General features: G+C 34.1%; 9 protein-coding genes. All 9 read left to right on the forward strand.

Features of this window, described 5'->3' with window-relative positions:
• The first annotated feature begins 72 nt into the window (after positions 1-72).
• The gene (locus tag FEM21_RS03820; protein ID WP_051627469.1) at positions 73-2,865 is read left to right on the forward strand and encodes a heparinase II/III family protein; all 2,793 of its coding nucleotides are present in this window, start codon (positions 73-75) and stop codon (positions 2,863-2,865) included.
• Positions 2,866-2,880: 15 nt separating this feature from the next.
• Positions 2,881-4,308: a glycosyl hydrolase family 28 protein gene (locus tag FEM21_RS03825; RefSeq protein WP_035657982.1), complete on the forward strand. Its 1,428-nt coding sequence runs from the start codon at positions 2,881-2,883 to the stop codon at positions 4,306-4,308.
• A 7-nt stretch (positions 4,309-4,315) separates the two neighbouring features.
• On the forward strand, positions 4,316-5,512 hold the full coding sequence (locus tag FEM21_RS03830) for a DUF4861 family protein (protein ID WP_035657985.1): 1,197 nt from the start codon (positions 4,316-4,318) through the stop codon (positions 5,510-5,512).
• 23 nt (positions 5,513-5,535) lie between these two features.
• Complete coding sequence (locus FEM21_RS03835; protein ID WP_035657987.1) at positions 5,536-7,188, forward strand: glycoside hydrolase family 43 protein; 1,653 nt, start codon at positions 5,536-5,538, stop codon at positions 7,186-7,188.
• Between the two features lie 12 nt (positions 7,189-7,200).
• Complete coding sequence (locus tag FEM21_RS03840; protein ID WP_152547364.1) at positions 7,201-8,616, forward strand: hypothetical protein; 1,416 nt, start codon at positions 7,201-7,203, stop codon at positions 8,614-8,616.
• 37 nt (positions 8,617-8,653) lie between these two features.
• Positions 8,654-10,255 carry a hypothetical protein gene (locus tag FEM21_RS03845; RefSeq protein WP_035657989.1) on the forward strand — a complete coding sequence of 534 codons (1,602 nt, stop codon included), beginning with the start codon at positions 8,654-8,656 and terminating at the stop codon, positions 10,253-10,255.
• Between the two features lie 49 nt (positions 10,256-10,304).
• The gene (locus FEM21_RS03850; RefSeq protein ID WP_035657991.1) at positions 10,305-12,251 is read left to right on the forward strand and encodes a glycoside hydrolase family 97 protein; all 1,947 of its coding nucleotides are present in this window, start codon (positions 10,305-10,307) and stop codon (positions 12,249-12,251) included.
• A 276-nt stretch (positions 12,252-12,527) separates the two neighbouring features.
• Positions 12,528-15,104 (forward strand): ligand-binding sensor domain-containing protein, encoded by a 2,577-nt coding sequence (locus tag FEM21_RS03855; protein WP_035657994.1) that lies wholly within the window; start codon positions 12,528-12,530, stop codon positions 15,102-15,104.
• Positions 15,105-15,200: 96 nt separating this feature from the next.
• Positions 15,201-17,552 (forward strand): glycoside hydrolase family 31 protein, encoded by a 2,352-nt coding sequence (locus FEM21_RS03860; protein WP_035657996.1) that lies wholly within the window; start codon positions 15,201-15,203, stop codon positions 17,550-17,552.
• Positions 17,553-17,798: the final 246 nt, after the last annotated feature.

Below are 17,798 nucleotides of genomic sequence, written 5' to 3' on the forward strand. Positions count from 1 at the left end.
TATAGTTGCCAAAATCACTTTGGCAACTAGTAATCAAATTTTCTATAATTTTTAAAATGTAAAATAATTATAATGCAAAGTAAAATTCTAATATTTCTTTTTCTATTAATTACAACAAGTAATGTGCAATCCCAAAATTTGCCTGTGCCTCAAAATATTGGTACACAGCATCCGCGTGTTTTTGGTAAAGAAATGTCTTTGAATAAGGTAAAAGAATTGGTACAAAAAGAGGATTGGGCTACAGCGATTATCACGAAAACCAAAACCAATTTAGCTCCTTATATTGCTCATTACAAAAAAGATAAAACCTGGTTAGTTTCCCGACTTCAGATGTATTGGAAAACTAAAGCAGATCAGGTTTATATTAATGGAGGTACTTTTGCTTATGCAGATGGTGAAGCAGCTGTTCCAACAGTGAAATATCCGGGAACCCGCAATCATACAACCGATTATTTAACTCCAAAAATTGAAAATATTCTGCCGTATATGGATGATCCTCGTGGTTTGTATTTACAACATAGAGATCGTCCTACACAATGGGAATGGACAGGAATTTCAAAATCAGGTAAAATCGTTGAAAACATTAATCGTCAAATAATTAGTATTGCCAGAGATGCTGCATTTATTTATTGGTACACCGGTGAACAAGTTTATGGAGATTTGGCTTATTCTGTTTTAGATACCTATTTGGAAGGAATTTATTATCGAAAAGAACCAATAGATTTGAGTCATGGCCATCATCAGACTTTAGTAGGATATACTTCTTTTGAAGTGATTCAGGAGCATATTTTGAATGAAATTAGTCAGGGTTATGATTTTCTGTATCATTATATTGAAAAACAACATCCAGAAAGAATGGATTTGTATGCTCAAACTTTGCAAAAATGGGCAGATTTAATCATCAAGAATGGGGTAAGTTTTAATAATTGGAATTTACTTGAAGCGGCTCATATTTCCCATATAGCATTAGTTCTCGAAAATAATTCGGTATATAAAAACGGAAAAGGAGCTCAATATTATCTGGATCAAATCATGAATCAAACATCAACCAGACAATGGTCGATGAATAAATTAATGGATTATGGTTATGATAAAAAAACAGGGATTTGGAATGAAAGCCCGGGGTATTCTTTAAATGTTTTGAGTGATTTTATTTCTTTCGCTGAGTTTTATGACCGCAATTTTGATATCGATTTATTAAAAGAAATGCCAATATTAAAACAGGCAGTAAAATCAACTACTCAATATCTTTATCCTAATAAATACATGGTTTCTTTTGGTGACGGACATTATAATAAATTGCGTGTCGAGCCAATTCTCTATATCATTGAAAATGCTCAAAAATATGGCAAGAAAGACGATGAAGCGTATTTTACTAAAATGTATAAAACCATTTATGCCAATGATGCAAACCAAGGAAAATTTACAGGTAAAAATATCCAGGATCTTTTTGCCGAAAAAGCATTGGTATTTGATAAAAATGTGACCGCAGGAAAATTAATTGATTATACCAATCCGTTATTTTATGTTGAGCATAATAGTTGGTTGGTACAACGTCAGGGCGAAGGTGATTCGGCATTAATGGTTAGTCAAATAGGTTCATTAGGAAATCATATGCACTCTAACGGAATAGCTATGGAACTATTTGGTAAAGGATTACCTCTGGCTCCAGAAATGGGGCATGGTTCCAGTTACTTTTCGATAGAATATGCTGAATATTATACGCAGTTTCCCGCTCATAATACGGTGATTGTAAACGGGAAATCGAAATACCCTGAGATGAAAAGCAATCATGGTTTTGAGGTGAATGCAGCTTATCCTGCAACGGGATTAAACACAGGAATTGTTCCCGGAATTACTTTTTCGGATGTTTCTTTTTTAGAACCGGAAACGAATAGTAATCAGCGCAGAGTAATGGGAATTGTAAAGAATGGCGATGAAGAGGGATATTATCTCGATATTTTCCGTTCTACTCAAAACAAGGGGAATAATATTAAAAATGAATATTTCTACCATAATATGGGGCAGAATTTAGAATTGACAGTAACAAATGGAACTCAATTAGATTTAAAACCTACTTCAAAATTAGCTTTTGGTGATGGCGATTTGATGGCTTACGATTATATGTGGGATAAAAAATCGGTTGAAACTAATCAGGATTTTAAAGGGAAATTCAATCTGGCTTTAAAAGATAAAACAGTCAACATGAACTTGTGGATGCAGGGACAAGCTGACAGAGAAGTTTTCTCAGTTCTTTCTCCAAAATCAACTGCTTTAGGTCATGGCTTATTGCTAGACGATATTTCTAAGAATCCTATACCAACATTGGTTGTAAGACAAAATGGAGAAGCCTGGAACCGACCATTTGTGGCTATTTATGAGCCGGCTTTGAATAACGAAACTAATATTCAATCGGTAGATTATTTTGGAAAAAATGAGTTTGTAGGGATTCATGTTACGAATAAATCAGGTCAGGAAGATTTTATTTTTTCGAATACTAATACTGATGCAAAGCTAACTGAGAAACAATTTTCGGTAACGGGAAGTTATGGTATCATCAGTAAAAAAGCAGATGATTTTACACTTTTCCTGGGTAATGGAAAAAACATTTCAAATGGAAAGTATAGCATTGATTTAGGCAACGAAATTGCTTCGGCTGTATTGAAGAGTGAAAATGGAACGATGTATTTTGGAGCTGAAAAGGAATCGGTTATAACGCTTTTTGTAGAAGGAAAAATTAACAATATTACTTTAACGGATGTTGCAGGAATTATATACAAAGGCAATTACAATAAAAAAGAAAAAACGGTGAGTTTTAAATTGCCTGCAATGTCTTATCAAACGATTAAGATTTCAATTAATTAAAAATTAAAATAAAAAATGAAAGCAATCTTAGCGATAATAACTGTTTTAATAATAAATTTTAAAATGACTGCTCAGGAATTAGTAGTTTATAAAACGACTGAGGACATTGAAAAAAGCATGCACAATGATGACTTTTCAGTAAAGGTGCGAAAACCGGGCGGAGAATGGAAAGATTTATTTGAGTATGGTGTAAAAGTCGATCAGGTAGTGGGCTCTGGACATTCGGTGCAAAAGGCTTCGATGGCTTCTTTTGATTTTTCAGGAACTGTGGAAGTTTCAGTAACTTCAAATAAAGGAGTGATTAGCAAAGCCAGAATACGCCCGTTGTCTTATGGTATAGAGTCAAAAATAAATGGAAATACTTTGACTTTTTCGTTGTCAAATCCCGCTAATTTGTCGGTAGAAATCAATGATGATATATTTCATAACCTTCATTTATTTGCTAATCCAATTGAAAAAAACGTTCCAAATCACAAAGATCCAAATGTGATTTATTTTGGACCCGGAATTCATGAAATGCCCAATCAAAAATTAAAAGTAGCTTCCAATAAAACAATTTATTTAGCTGGTGGAGCAGTGTTGAAAAGACAAATTGCCTTAGACAGTGTTTCTAATGTAAATATCTTGGGAAGAGGAATAGTCGATCAGGAAATTAGACTAGGAATACACATTGCTAATTCTAAAAATATAAATGTCGAAGGTGTTTTCGCTTCGCAGTGTTTAGCAGGTGGATCAGAGGGTGTCAAAATTAAGAATGTTAAAACCATCAGTTTTTTTGGCTGGGGGGACGGTATGAATGTAATGGCAAGCAACAATGTTTTTTATGATGGGGTTTTTGTTCGTTCTTCCGATGATTGTACTACAGTATATGGAACCCGAAAAGGATTTTTAGGAGGATGCAAAAATATTACAATGCAAAATTCGACACTTTGGGCAGATGTTGGCCACCCAATTCTAATTGGTACACATGGAAACAGTGAAAAACCGGATGTTCTTGAAAATTTGAAATACAGCAACATTGATATTTTAGACCAAAAAGAAATGCAGATTGATTATCAGGGTTGTCTAGCCATCAATGTAGGGGATAATAATCTGGCTAAAAATGTACTCTTTGAGAATATAAGAGTAGAGGATTTCAGAGAAGGGCAATTGCTTAATTTGAGAGTGTTTTATAATACTAAATATTGTACTGCACCGGGTTTTGGTATTGAAAATGTGATTTTTAGAAATATAAAATACAATGGTAAAAATGCCAATTTATCAATAATAGCAGGCTATAATGAACAAAGGAAAATTAAGAATGTAACTTTTGAAAACCTGATGATAAATGGAGTTTTGATTCATGATGAAATGAATGGAAAACCAAAATGGTATAAAACTTCAGATATGGCTCGATTTTTTGTTGGAGAACATGTAGAAGGAGTTTCTTTTAAAATTAAATAAAATAAAAATGAAAATACATTTCAAATCGAGTACCATCATAGCTGGACTTTTTATTCTTGGATGCACTTCTGGCTGTTCTGTAAAAAATAAATTAAACGGAATTAATGTTGAAGTAAAAAATAATCTGGATTTCAATCGTAAGGAAATTGTGAGTATTCCGAGCGGGAAATTATTGGATTTATTGAAAAATACTTCGGAAAAAAACGTTCGTGTTAAAATTCAGGGAACTAATGATTATTTAAGAACCCAATGGATCGACTATGATAATGATGGAAAAAGTGATGAATTACTTTTCGAAACTGATATCAAAGCTAATAGTGTTGTAAATTATTCAATTGTTTCAGATACTGTTAAAGTTCCCGAAAGTAAAGCAATAACTTATTCCCGTTTTGTTCCTGAACGTATTGACGATTATGCCTGGGAGAATAACAAAGTCGCTTTTAGAGCTTATGGTCCTACTGCTCAACAATTAGTGGAGGAAAATAAAGAAGGAGGAACACTTTCGAGCGGTATCGATATTTGGCTAAAAAAAGTAGATTATTCCATCATTGATAGCTGGTATAAAAAAAATGTTGTAAGCCCAGGGTATTATCATATTGAGCATGGAGAAGGCTATGATCCTTATCATGTTGGAGCAAGTCGTGGAACCGGAGGAACTGGGATTTGGGAAAATGGCAGCTTATATGTTGCAAAAAATTATATTACCTATAAAACTATTGCAACCGGACCCTTACGTACCGTTTTTGAATTGACTTATGCTCCCTGGAGTAATTATGGTGTGCAGGAGACAAAGAGAATTTCATTGGATTTGAATTCTAACTTTTCAAAATTTGAGATTAACCTTCGTTCTGATAAAAAGATACCAAACTATACATTAGGAATTACTTTGCATGATAAAAAAGGCGAGGTAAATATTAATAAAGCTAATGGTTGGTTTCGTCATTGGGAAGCTATAGATAATTCTTTTGTTGGTGAAGGTATTGTTGTAAATCCTGAAGTGGTAAGTTCAGCTTTTGCGAATGATTCTAAAGTTCCAGACCAAAGCAATTTATTAATTGTTACTAATCCTAAAGCTAAACTGACTTATTATGCTGGTTTTTCCTGGACAGGAAGCCGACAAATTTCAGATGTTACCCAATGGGACGAAATGCTGAGTAAGCAAGCAAAAATTATTGCTAATCCTTTGACGGTAAGTGTTAAATAAGATCAATTTTAGAAAATACTATAATGAACTTTAGAATTCGATATGTAATCTATATTGCAATTACATTTTGTAGTTTATATTCTTGCAAAACAGGAAATGAAAAACAAAATTCTCAGAATTATATTTCTCAAGTATGGCAGTCAGACCGTGGTGATGGCACTTATACAAATCCTATTTTGTATGCTGATTATTCTGATCCGGATGTGATTCGAGTTGGTAATGATTATTACATGACGGCCAGTAGTTTCAACTGTACTCCTGGTTTGCCTATTTTGCATTCTACTGATTTGGTTAATTGGGAAATCATCAATTTTGCTTTGGAAAAACAAATTCCGGAGGAAGTTTTTAACATCCCACAGCATAGTAAAGGGGTTTGGGCACCTGCAATCCGTTTTCATAAAGGCGAATTTTATATTTACTGGGGTGATCCTGATTTTGGGGTGTATATGGTAAAAACCAAAAATATTTATGGTAAATGGGATAAACCGGTTTTGGTAATGGAAGGCAAAGGAATTATTGACCCTTGCCCGTTATGGGATGGAGAAAACACTTATTTGATTCATGCCTGGGCAGGAAGCCGTGCGGGAATAAACAGTGTACTCGTTATAAATAAAATGAATACTGAAGGTACAAAAGTATTGGACGAAGGGCAAAATGTATTTGATGCCCACGATAAGCACCATACGATGGAAGGACCTAAATTGTATAAAAAAGACGGCTACTATTATATTTTTGCTCCAGCTGGCGGGGTTGAGCAAGGATGGCAGGTTGTTATGCGTTCTAAAAATATCTATGGCCCTTATGAAGATAAGATTGTTTTAGAACAAGGAAGTACTAAAATTAATGGTCCTCATCAAGGAGCTTGGGTAACAAGTCCTGATAATAATTCCTGGTTTGTACATTTTCAGGATCAGGGAGTTTACGGTAGGGTATTGCACTTGCAGCCTATGGAATGGAAAAACGGCTGGCCTGTTATGGGTAAGGATTATGATGGAAATGGCATTGGCGAACCGGTTGCCAGCTACAAAAAACCTTTTTCTAAACTAAAATCAGCTATAGTTCATCCTGCTGAAAGTGACGAATTTAATAATAGCAAATACGGTTTACAATGGCAGTGGTATGCTAATGCTTCTATTAAATGGAGCGCCCAAATTCCGGGGACAGATTACTTGAGGTTATTTACCATCAGTCAAAAAGAAGAACCTAATTTATGGGACGTGCCTAATTTGCTTTTGCAAAAATTACCGGCACCAAATTTTACCGCTACTACTAAAGTAAAATTAACAACCGAATGGGAAACCAATGGTAAAAAGGCAGGATTGCTTTTAATGGGGCAATCTTATACTTATGTGGCAATAGCGTTTCACGATAATAAATATTGGGTACAACAAATTATATGTGCCAATGCCATAAATGGAGTTGCTGAAACAATTATCGAAGAAAAACCATTGAAATCAAATGAGGTACAATTGCGAATGAAAATCACCGCTCCAGATGCAGCTTGTCAGTTTAGTTATAGTGAAAACGGAATTGATTTTACACCTATTGGAATAGCAGCAAAAGCAACCAAAGATTTATGGATTTCGGCTAAAATAGGAATTTTTGCAATTAGCGACCCTAAGGTTAGAATGGGCGGTTATGCTGATTTTGATTGGTTTAGGGTTGAAAATAAATAAAACAGGATGACAATGAAAAATATTAAATCACTTCTGGTTGTTTTATTCTTTGGAGTAGCAACGATACAAGCAAAAGATAAAATTAAAGAAGTAGAAACGATTGAGGCTTTAATGGAAGTGGCTTCAAAAAACGGGCAACATGTTAAAATGAAACCGGGCGTGTATTCAATTGCTGATTATTTAAATAAGGAAACAACTGCTAAATTACTGGCAGCGCTTCCGGCAGCTACAAAACAGCAAAAGCGCCCGCCTCGCTGGTTTCTGCGTTTTAACGGTAATAATAATACTTTCGATTTTACAGGAGTTACTTTTGAAATTAATACCGAATTATACAAAATTTTGCCCTATGGTTATATGCGTTGTATTTTTATTGAAGGCAATGGTAATACATTAAAGGGCTTAACTATTAAAAATACCGGACCGAAAGATATAGGAAGCAGTGGTAATATTTTATCTGTTTTTGGTGATAATACATTGCTTGAAGACGTTCAGTTGTATGTAAGTGGTTCGACTTACGGTTATGGTGATTTGTTTGGTAAAGGTGGACCTAATTTGACCAACCTTCAAAAACAAAGCGGTATTATGATTGCCGGTAAAAACAATACACTAAGACGATGCAAAGTTTTTAGTCGTGCTTTTGGACACTGTTTTTATATTCAGACTCAGGGTCTGGTTACAGATAATGTGCTTCTGGAAGATTGTTATGCCGAAGGAGAAATGCGTTCCACAAACGATATGTTAGCTGAACGAGGAGGACTGGCTGAAAAATTAAATTACCGAAGTGTTTATCAAAACCGTGATGGGCGTTTTATAATTAATCTGGGCTATACAAAAGCACTTTGCGAGGATGGTTTCCGTACTTATGGTGGGGTGGGAAAAGTGACACTTCGAAACTGTACCGCTAAAAATACCCGTGCCGGCTTTGAAATCGGAGGGACTAATGATGCCAAAAATCAAACAATATTGGAAGGCTGTCAAGCCATCGGTGCTGAAAGAGCTTTTTTAATAGGTTCTAATGTCATCGTTAAAAAATGTAGTGGTGACATACAATTTGGACCACTATTGTACCTTAGAGAAAATACAGTTGGGACTGATGTGGAGTTAGAATTGCTACCGGGTATCCCTAAATCTTTAGTACACACCATTGCTACTATAGCAGGTAAAAATCATCGTGTAAAATTGTATGCGAAAGATTCGCAAGCAACAATGCCAATTTTACCAATAATGCTCGGTTTTGGAATGCCGGCTCACGGAGAAATGAGTTCGCCCATCCTGCCTATGGAAACAGAAAATGTAGTGCTAGTAAATGAATTGAATCATACGCTTGTAATTAAAAATGATGATGCTAAAAATATTGATAGTAAATCAGTTAGTCTAGAACTTTCTAATAGTGAAACTCAAACAATTAACGGAAGAGGAAAGTGGTAGTGATCAATTTTGAAATTGAATAAAGAATTAATAGCTAATGAAATTTAAATACATAATACTGTTTTTCTTAAGCTTTTTAGGATTAAATGGGTATAGTCAGGTTTGGCAATGGAGCATAAAAGTGAATACCACAATTTCACCAGAAACCAATGATCATCCTCAGGCTTTTTTATGGATTCCTGAAAATTGTAAGCAAGTGAAAGGAATTGTCTTTGGGCAGCACAATATGGTTGAAGAAGGCATGCTGGAACATGTTTATTTCAGAAAAACTTTAGCAGAAATCGGTTTTGCTGAGGTTTGGGTAACTCCAGTAGTAAGCTGGACCTATGAGAAGACCAAAAATGAGGACAAAATAATCGAAAGTATGTTTCAATCATTGGCTGATGTTTCGGGCTATAAGGAATTGGCTTTTGCTCCGGTTATTCCCATCGGACATTCGGCAATGGCGAGTTTTCCGTGGAATTATGCCGCTTTTAATCTGCAACGAACTTTATCCTTGGTTTCTATTCATGGTGATGCACCGCAATCTAATTTAACAGGTAGCGGCAAGCCTAATCCCGATTGGGGAAATCGCAATATCGATGGAATTCCTGCTTTGTTTATCATGGGAGAATATGAATGGTGGGAAGACCGAATAAAACCGGCATACAAATACATAGCCAAGCATCCGGAAAGTGTCATTACCTTATTTACCGATGCGGGTCATGGCCATTTTGATTATTCGGATGAGATGGTAAAATATGTGGCGGATTATATTAAAAAAGTGGCACAACAAAGACTTCCTTCGAAGATGCCTTTAGATAATTTAGCTAAGCTTAAAAAGATAAATCCACAATCAGGCTGGTTAATGGATAAATGGCGAAAGGATTCTGTGCCTCAATTCCAAGCAGCTTCTTTTGAAAAGTTTCAGGGAGACCGAAAAACAGCATCCTGGGTTTTTGATAAGGAAATGGCAAAAGCCACCGAAAGTTTTTATGCACGATCACGAGGAAAGAAAAAGCAATTTATAGGATTTAAACAAAGCGGAGAAATTCTTAAGCCTTCAAAAGATCATGCCAACTATAAATTAGACTTCAAGCCATTGGAAGATGGAATAAGTTTTCATCTGAATGCTTTTTTTACTGATTCTACGAAAATAAAGCCCGCAAATGATTTTACGAAAACAACATTGGAAATCGACCGAATTTGTGGTCCGGTAAAGAAAGTGAATGATTCTACCTTTCAGTTAAACTTTTACAGAATGGGATTCAATAATCCTAAACGGTCAAATGATATTTGGCTTTTAGCCCATAGCAAAAGTGATGAGGGATTTAAAAGTGCGGTACAGCAATTAAATATGCGTTTCCCTTTAATCAATAAGGAAGGTACTCCACAATGGATAGATTTTGATGCTATAAAGGATGTGAAATCAGGAATTAAAAAGATAAAACTGCAAGCACATTCAACTGCCGGATCTACAGTTAATTACTATGTTAAAGAAGGCCCTGCTTTTATTAAGAACAATGAATTACATTTTACTAAAATTCCGCCGCGAGCTAAATTTCCTGTGAAAGTTACAGTTGTAGCCTGGCAATATGGAATTGTAGTAAAATCACAATCGGCTACGCCAGTGGAACGCAGTTTTTATATTGAACGATAGTTTGGATTTAAACACCAATTAATTTTTGATAATTAATAATTTATATAAAATGAAAACCAATAAATTTTATCTCTTCTGTCTGTTGCTTTGTTGTATGATGGTTCAGGCGCAGTCAGTTTTAAATGAAACAGTTCAAAAATTAAAGTCACCTGATGGGGCTTATGAATTTACTTTTTATCAAAAAGAAATAAAGAGTACTGAGAAACAAATGTATTATACACTTTCCTATAAAGGGAAAACGGTAGTTTTAGAATCAGAATTAGGAGTTTTGATTGAAAACCAGACTTTCGAATCGGCTCTTGGAGTACCAAATGATACCTGCAAAGTATGGGGAGAGAATTTGAAATTCACTGATGTTCAAAGACATTCATCAGATAAGACTTGGAAGCCCGTTTATGGTGAAAATGCAACAATTCGTGATAATTACAACGAGATGACTTTGTTGTTTCGAAAAGGGGAAAATCCAAAACAAGTTTCATCAGATGGTTATGATAAGAACAAAAGCTATTTTATGAATGTGGTGGTTCGTGCTTACAACGAAGGCATTGCCGTTCGTTATGATTTTCCGGAACCAACTAATGGTTTGTTTTTGCATATAGTGGGAGAACAAACTCAGTTTGCCATGCCCGAAGCAACTTTGGCTTATTATGAGCCTTGGGCACAGGGACCTTACTCTTTATTGCCACTCAAAGATTGGAAAGGACAGAGCGAGCGTCCGTTGACAATGAAACTGACTAATGGTTTGACGGTGGCAATTGCCGAGGCTCAATTGACTGATTATGCCCGAATGAAATTTAGCCTCAATGCGTCAAAACCAAATACGTTACAGGCAACACTTTACGGCAGTGTAGATGTAATTCCGGCTTATTCTACTCCTTGGCGCGTAATTATGGCTGCTGAAAAAGCTACCGATTTGATGGTTAATAATTCAATAATTCTGAATTTAAATCCTGAAAATCAAATTAAGGATTCATCCTGGATTAAACCTGGAAAGGTGATTCGTGTGGCCAAATTAACTCAGGCTGATGCTAAAAAATGTGTTGATTTTGCTGCCGAAAGAGGTTTGCAATACATTCATTTGGATGCCAGTTGGTATGGACCTGAAATGAAAATGAGTTCTGATGCTACCACGGTTTCTGAAACTAAAGATTTTAATATGCCCGAATTGATTGCTTATGCTGCTTCTAGAGGTATTGGAGTTTGGGTTTATGTAAACCAACGTGCCTTGATTCAACAATTGGATACTATCCTGCCTTTGTATAAAAAATGGGGACTTAAAGGGATAAAATTTGGCTTTGTACAGGTTGGAAATCAGCGTTGGACAACCTGGATGCATGAAGCGGTAAAAAAATGTGCCGATTATGGTTTAATGGTAGATATTCATGACGAATACCGTCCAACAGGTTTCAGTCGTACTTATCCTAATTTAATGACTCAGGAAGGAATTCGCGGTAACGAAGAAATGCCAGATGCTGATCATAATACTATATTGCCTTTTACCCGATTCTTGGCAGGACCAGCCGATTATACCATTGCTTATTACAATAATAGAATTCAAAATACGCATGCGCATCAATTAGCTTTGTCAGTGGTTTATTATAGCCCGATTCAGTTTTTGTACTGGTACGATCAGCCTTCGGCTTATCAGGGGGAAGCTGAAATTGAGTTTTTTGATAAAGTAAAAGCGGTTTGGGACGAAACTAAAGTATTGAACGGTGAAGTAGGCGAATATGTTACAGTAGCCCGCAGAAGCGGTAAAGAATGGTTTGCGGGAGCGATTACAAATAATGAGGCGCGAAAAATTACCATTCCAACTACTTTTTTAGAGAAAGGAAAGAAATACATGGTGAAATCTTTTCAGGATGATGATTCAGTTCAAACCCGTACTAAGGTTGCTGTAAAAGACCAAGTAGTTAAAGGCGGAGCAGTGCTTTCATTTGACCTAAAAGCCAGTGGAGGAGTAGCTTTGATAATTACAGAAGTAAAGAAAAAATAGTCTTTAAGGTATTTGCAAATTATCCTTAAAAGAGTAAAATAATTATTGTAGAAAATCTTCAGCTGATTACTAATTCAGTTGAAGATTTTTTGTTTATAGATACTAATTCTGTTTTGCATGTTTCTTTGGATTATACAAATTGGCGACAGCTTTTAAAAAAGATCTATCAGACTCTGTAATTCCAATAAATCATTTTTATATTGCAACTTTTAAGGAGTTGTAATTAACATAATGCATCAGATATATTAAATTATTTGAATATAGTATTCTCGAAAAATGAACCGGATAATTAGGCTTATTATAATCTTATTTTTTTCAATAACTTCAGTTAGAGCGCAGTCTAATGACTTTGCTTTTTCTCCAATTAATGTTTTGCAAGGATTGAGTGATAATCAAGTACGTTATATCTTGCAGCTTCCTGATGGCAGAATGGTTTTTAAAACAAGTGGCAATATCAATATTTATGATGGTGCACATTTTAGATACATTCACCAAACTCCTAAAGATGTTTATCCTTTAAATGGTTACGATGGTTTTTATCGAATCTATCAGGCTAAAAACTCAATTCTTTGGATAAAAGACCACCATAAATTAATGTGTGTTGATCTTCGAATCGAAAAATATGTGCCAAATTTAGATACTTTTTTTAAGAAAAAAGGATTTGAAAAAGAAGTTGATGATCTTTTTATGGATTCGAACCAAAATTTATGGCTGCTTATTTCAGGAAAACTGATTAGTGAAGACGCTTCAATTACTATAGATTTGTCAAACAATAATGGCGTTTTACAGGATTTAGTTTCTCATAACAACAACTTGTATTTATTTTATAATTCAGGAGAAGTTATCTGTTATGATTTAAAAAACAAAAATAAACTTTATAGCAAAGCAGCTTATTCGAAAAAAGAGCAAGACTTTTTTAAAAATACCTCCTTAGTTGTAAAAGGAAATAAAGGTTTTTATCAATTGCGAAATGGAAGTAAAGGAGGTTTTTTCTTTTTTGATATACGAAAACGCATTTGGACAAAAATACTTGAAACCAATTATACTCTTAATACATTAGTTATTAATCCAAATGATACCGCTTATATTAGTTGTTCCAATGGTATTTGGATAATTGATTGTAAAACGGGTAAGAAAACGTATTTACCTACCTTAAAAAAAGTGGATGGAAGTATTTTAAATACCGAGATAAGTACAATTTTTTATGATAAACAAGACGGTTTATGGCTTGGAACTTATAATCAGGGATTACTTTATTATCATCCGTCTCGTTATAAATTTACATATATAGGACGTTCTTATTTTTCTGAATCAACTCAAAAAGATGTTATTGTTCAGGCATTTGCTGAGGATAAACTTGGCAATGTATATGTGAAATCCCAATCGTTTATATACCGTTATAATTTTTCTCCAAAAGGAGATAAGATATTGAAAGTAATTGAAGCTTCTTTAGTACCAAAAGAATTACTAGAAAAGATAAATACAATTAATAAAAATCAGAAAATCTCGCTTACTGATAATAGAGGTTGGATATGGACAGGAACGCAAGACGGATTAAAACTTTTTGATCCTAAAAAACAAAAAGAGAGTATTTTTTATACTAAGGATGGCTTGTCGAATAATTTTATACATGCCATTTTAGAAGATCGAAATCATAATATTTGGGTAACGAGTAGTTATGGAATTACGAAATTAGAGGTAGATACTATTAATGAAAAGATTCACTTTACAAAATTTACTTCAGACGTAGGAACATTAGAGGGTGAATATTCAGATGGAGCAGTATTTGAGGCCTCAGATGGCACGCTTTATTTTGGAGGTATTAATGGGTTTAATATACTTACTGCAAAAAGTAAAAACACTAATAAATTACCATTCAAAGCTGTTTTTACCAATCTTTTTTTACGTGGAGAAAAAATCGAATTAGCTAAGTCATATGATGATCGTGTTATTTTGCATGAAGCAGCTCCATATACTAAGGAAATAGCACTTTCTTATGACCAAAATTTTTTGTCTTTTGAATTTTCGGCTCTTAATTATCAAAATCCTTCTCAAACGTATTATCGTTATCAATTAGAAGGTATTGATAATCATTGGAGAGAAACTTCTATTGGCGGACAAAATGAAAACGAAAATACAGATGGTATTCTTAAAATTTCATATACTAATTTACCTCCTGGAAAATACAAACTTAAAGTAATGGTTTCGAATAGTAATAAGCAGTGGAACGGCTTAGTCACTAATTTGTTTGTTACAATCAATGCCCCTTGGTGGAAAACTACAACAGCTTATATTTTGTTTATTGTTCTTCTAATATCTTTAATTGGTGCAGCGGTCTTTGGTTATATTTATTATACACGAAAAAAACTAGAACGCAATCATAGAGAGGAAGTTTTATTAATTCGAATTAAAAATCTAATAGAACAATGTGATTTTCTTCAGTCCGAAAAAGAAAGTTATCTTACTCAAACAAATTTAAACTCTACATTTTCAACAAATAGTAATAATGAAAACAAAGCAGATAATGCTTTTTTAACCCGGGCATTAGAATTAGTCGAAAAAAACTTAGAAGTTTCAGATTATTCCGTTGAGCAACTCAGTAGAGATCTTTGTATGGACCGAACAGGTTTGTATCGAAAATTAATTTCACTATTAGATAAATCACCTTCATTGTTTATTCGAAATATTCGATTACAAAAAGCGGCTGCTTTGCTTCTTGAAGGAGAATATAATATTGCAGAAATTACTGAAAAAGTAGGTTTTAGTAGTTCTAGTTATTTAAGTAAATGTTTTCAGGAAGTCTATGGTTGTCGTCCATCAGAATACGCCGAAAAATCAAGAAAATCAACCTGATTGTTATTCATTTCAACCTGATTGTTGTTCTTTTTTATACTATGCAAATACTTTTGTTTCTACAAAAAAGTATAATTATAAATTTAATTAACAACCATGAAATTTTATAGACAAATCTATTTTGTAGTAAGCATGATAACCACTTTGATTGCTACAAGAATGACTGCTCAAAGTATAGAGCAAACTAAACAGGGAGTGCAATTTTCGGCTCAGAATTTAGATGTTAAAATCGAATTTTATTCGAATAATATTGTAAGGGTGTATAAAACACCTCAAGGTGTTTCTTATAATAAAAAAAGCTTATCAGTTGTAAAACTTCCCGAAAACACAACAGTCAGTTTTGAACAAAAAGGCAATACTACGGTTTTAAAAAGTAACTCCATACAAGTTGATGTTAATCCCGTAACAGGTGGAATTTCTTTTTATGATAACTCTGGTAAATTGTTGCTAAAAGATAAAGATTATGGTACACAATTCTCTGCTTTAGATGATGCAGGAATGCCTTCTTATACCATTAGAGCAGGTTTTTTACTGGATAAAGAGGAGCCTGTATATGGTGTTGGGCAAATTATGGATAACAAGTTCAACAGACGCAATTCGTCACATCATATGCAAAATGAAAATATGTCAACTTATTCGCCTTATTTTATGTCGGTAAAAGGATATGGTGTTTTTTGGGATAATTATTCGATTTCAGATTTCAACGATAATCCTCAAGAACTTTCTTTTCAAGGTATAGGGCATTGTTCTGATTATTATTTTATGTATGGTAAAAATGCGGATGGAGTTATTGCCCAGGTTCGGGATTTAACGGGTAAAGCTCCTATGCTTCCTTTATGGGCTTATGGATTTTTTCAAAGCAAAGAGCGTTATACTACTCAGGATGAAAGTCTGGATGTTTTAAAAAAATATAGAGCATTAAAAGTTCCTCTTGATGTGATAATTCAGGATTGGCGTTACTGGCCAGAGTTTCATAAAACAGATAGTTTATGGAACTCACAAAGTTTTGATAAAGAACGTTTTCCAAATCCTAAAAAATGGGCAGACGAAATTCATAAATTAAATGCAAAATTGTTAATAGTTACCTGGCCTGGATTTGGTCCTAAAACAGAACAACGTAAAGAATTTGATAGCAAAAATATGATTATCAAATTTGATACCTGGCCACCAAAGAGCGGTGCGAGACCTTATGATGTTTATAATCCAGAAGCCTTAGATATTTATTGGCGTTATCTTAACAAAGGAATTTTTAGTTACATAGGAAATGATGGATGGTGGCTTGATTCAACAGAACCGGATCACATTAATAAGAAAGATTCTGATTTTCTACTTCCAACTCATTTAGGAACGTATCGTAGTGTAAAGAATGCGTTTAGCATGATGCATAACAAAGGTATTGCTACTAATCAGCGTTTAACAAATGATAATAAACGTGTAGTAATACTTACCAGATCAGGATTTATTGGTCAGCAACGATATGGCTCAAATACCTGGAGTGGTGATGTGGCTTCTTCTTGGGAAATGCTGGAGAAGCAAATTCCTGCTGCGTTGAACTATACTTTGATGGGAATACCTAATTGGAATAGTGATATTGGAGGTTTTTTTGCAGGACGATGGAAAAAAGACGGAGGAAATAACAATCCTGAATTTCAGGAATTATATGTTCGTTGGATGCAATTTGGTACATTTTGTCCTATGATGCGTTCTCATGGAACCGATTTACCTCGTGAGATTTGGAACTTTGGAGAACGTGGTAGCTGGTGTTTTGATGCTCAGGAAAAGGCGATTAATTTGCGATATAAATTATTACCTTATATTTATAGTACTTCGTGGGATGTTAGCCATAATAACGGAACATTCATGCGACCTTTAATCATGGATTTTGCAAATGATTCTAAAACACATGAAATAGGGAATGAATACCTGTTTGGTCGTTCTTTATTAGTAGCACCAGTGACACAATACAAAGCTAGAAACTGGCAAGTATATCTTCCTCAAGGAAGCGATTGGTATAATTTCTGGACAAATGAATATTATAAAGGAGGACAAAGTGTGGCCACCGAAACTGCTATAGACAAAGTACCTCTTTACGTAAAAGCGGGATCTATTATTCCATTTGGACCAGAAGTACAATTTTCAACAGAAAAAAAATGGGATAATCTCGAAATTCGTATTTATCCGGGAGCTGATGGTGAATTTCTATTGTATGAAGATGAAAATGACAACTATAATTATGAAAAAGGAATCTATTCAACCATTACATTCAAATGGAATGATAAAGAAAAAAAGCTTACTATCGAAGACAGAGAAGGTCGTTTTCCAAGCATGCTTAAATCCAGAAAATTTAAAATTGCTATTGCTAATCGTAACGATGTAATAGCAGATTCTTCACCAAAATCTGGAAAGCTTATTTCCTATAATGGAAAAAAAATAGTTGTAAAATTTTAGAAAGATAAATGTTTAGTTTTTGAAAAGGCTGTCCGAAAAGGATAGCCTTTTTTGCGTTTAATATTTTACTCTTTTTAAAAATACTTACAGATTAGCTCTTGTTTTCACTGTTTTACTATCAATAAGAATCATAATTTATATTGAATGGATTATAATTTATCTCTTATAAACTTTATTCTGGCTAACATTGGATATTACAAGGAATGAGTTTTTCAGTTTTAAAAATAGCAGCGAATTAGTGAATAA

It is taken from the genome of Flavobacterium seoulense (assembly GCF_000695795.1).
GTDB classification, from domain to species: domain Bacteria; phylum Bacteroidota; class Bacteroidia; order Flavobacteriales; family Flavobacteriaceae; genus Flavobacterium; species Flavobacterium seoulense.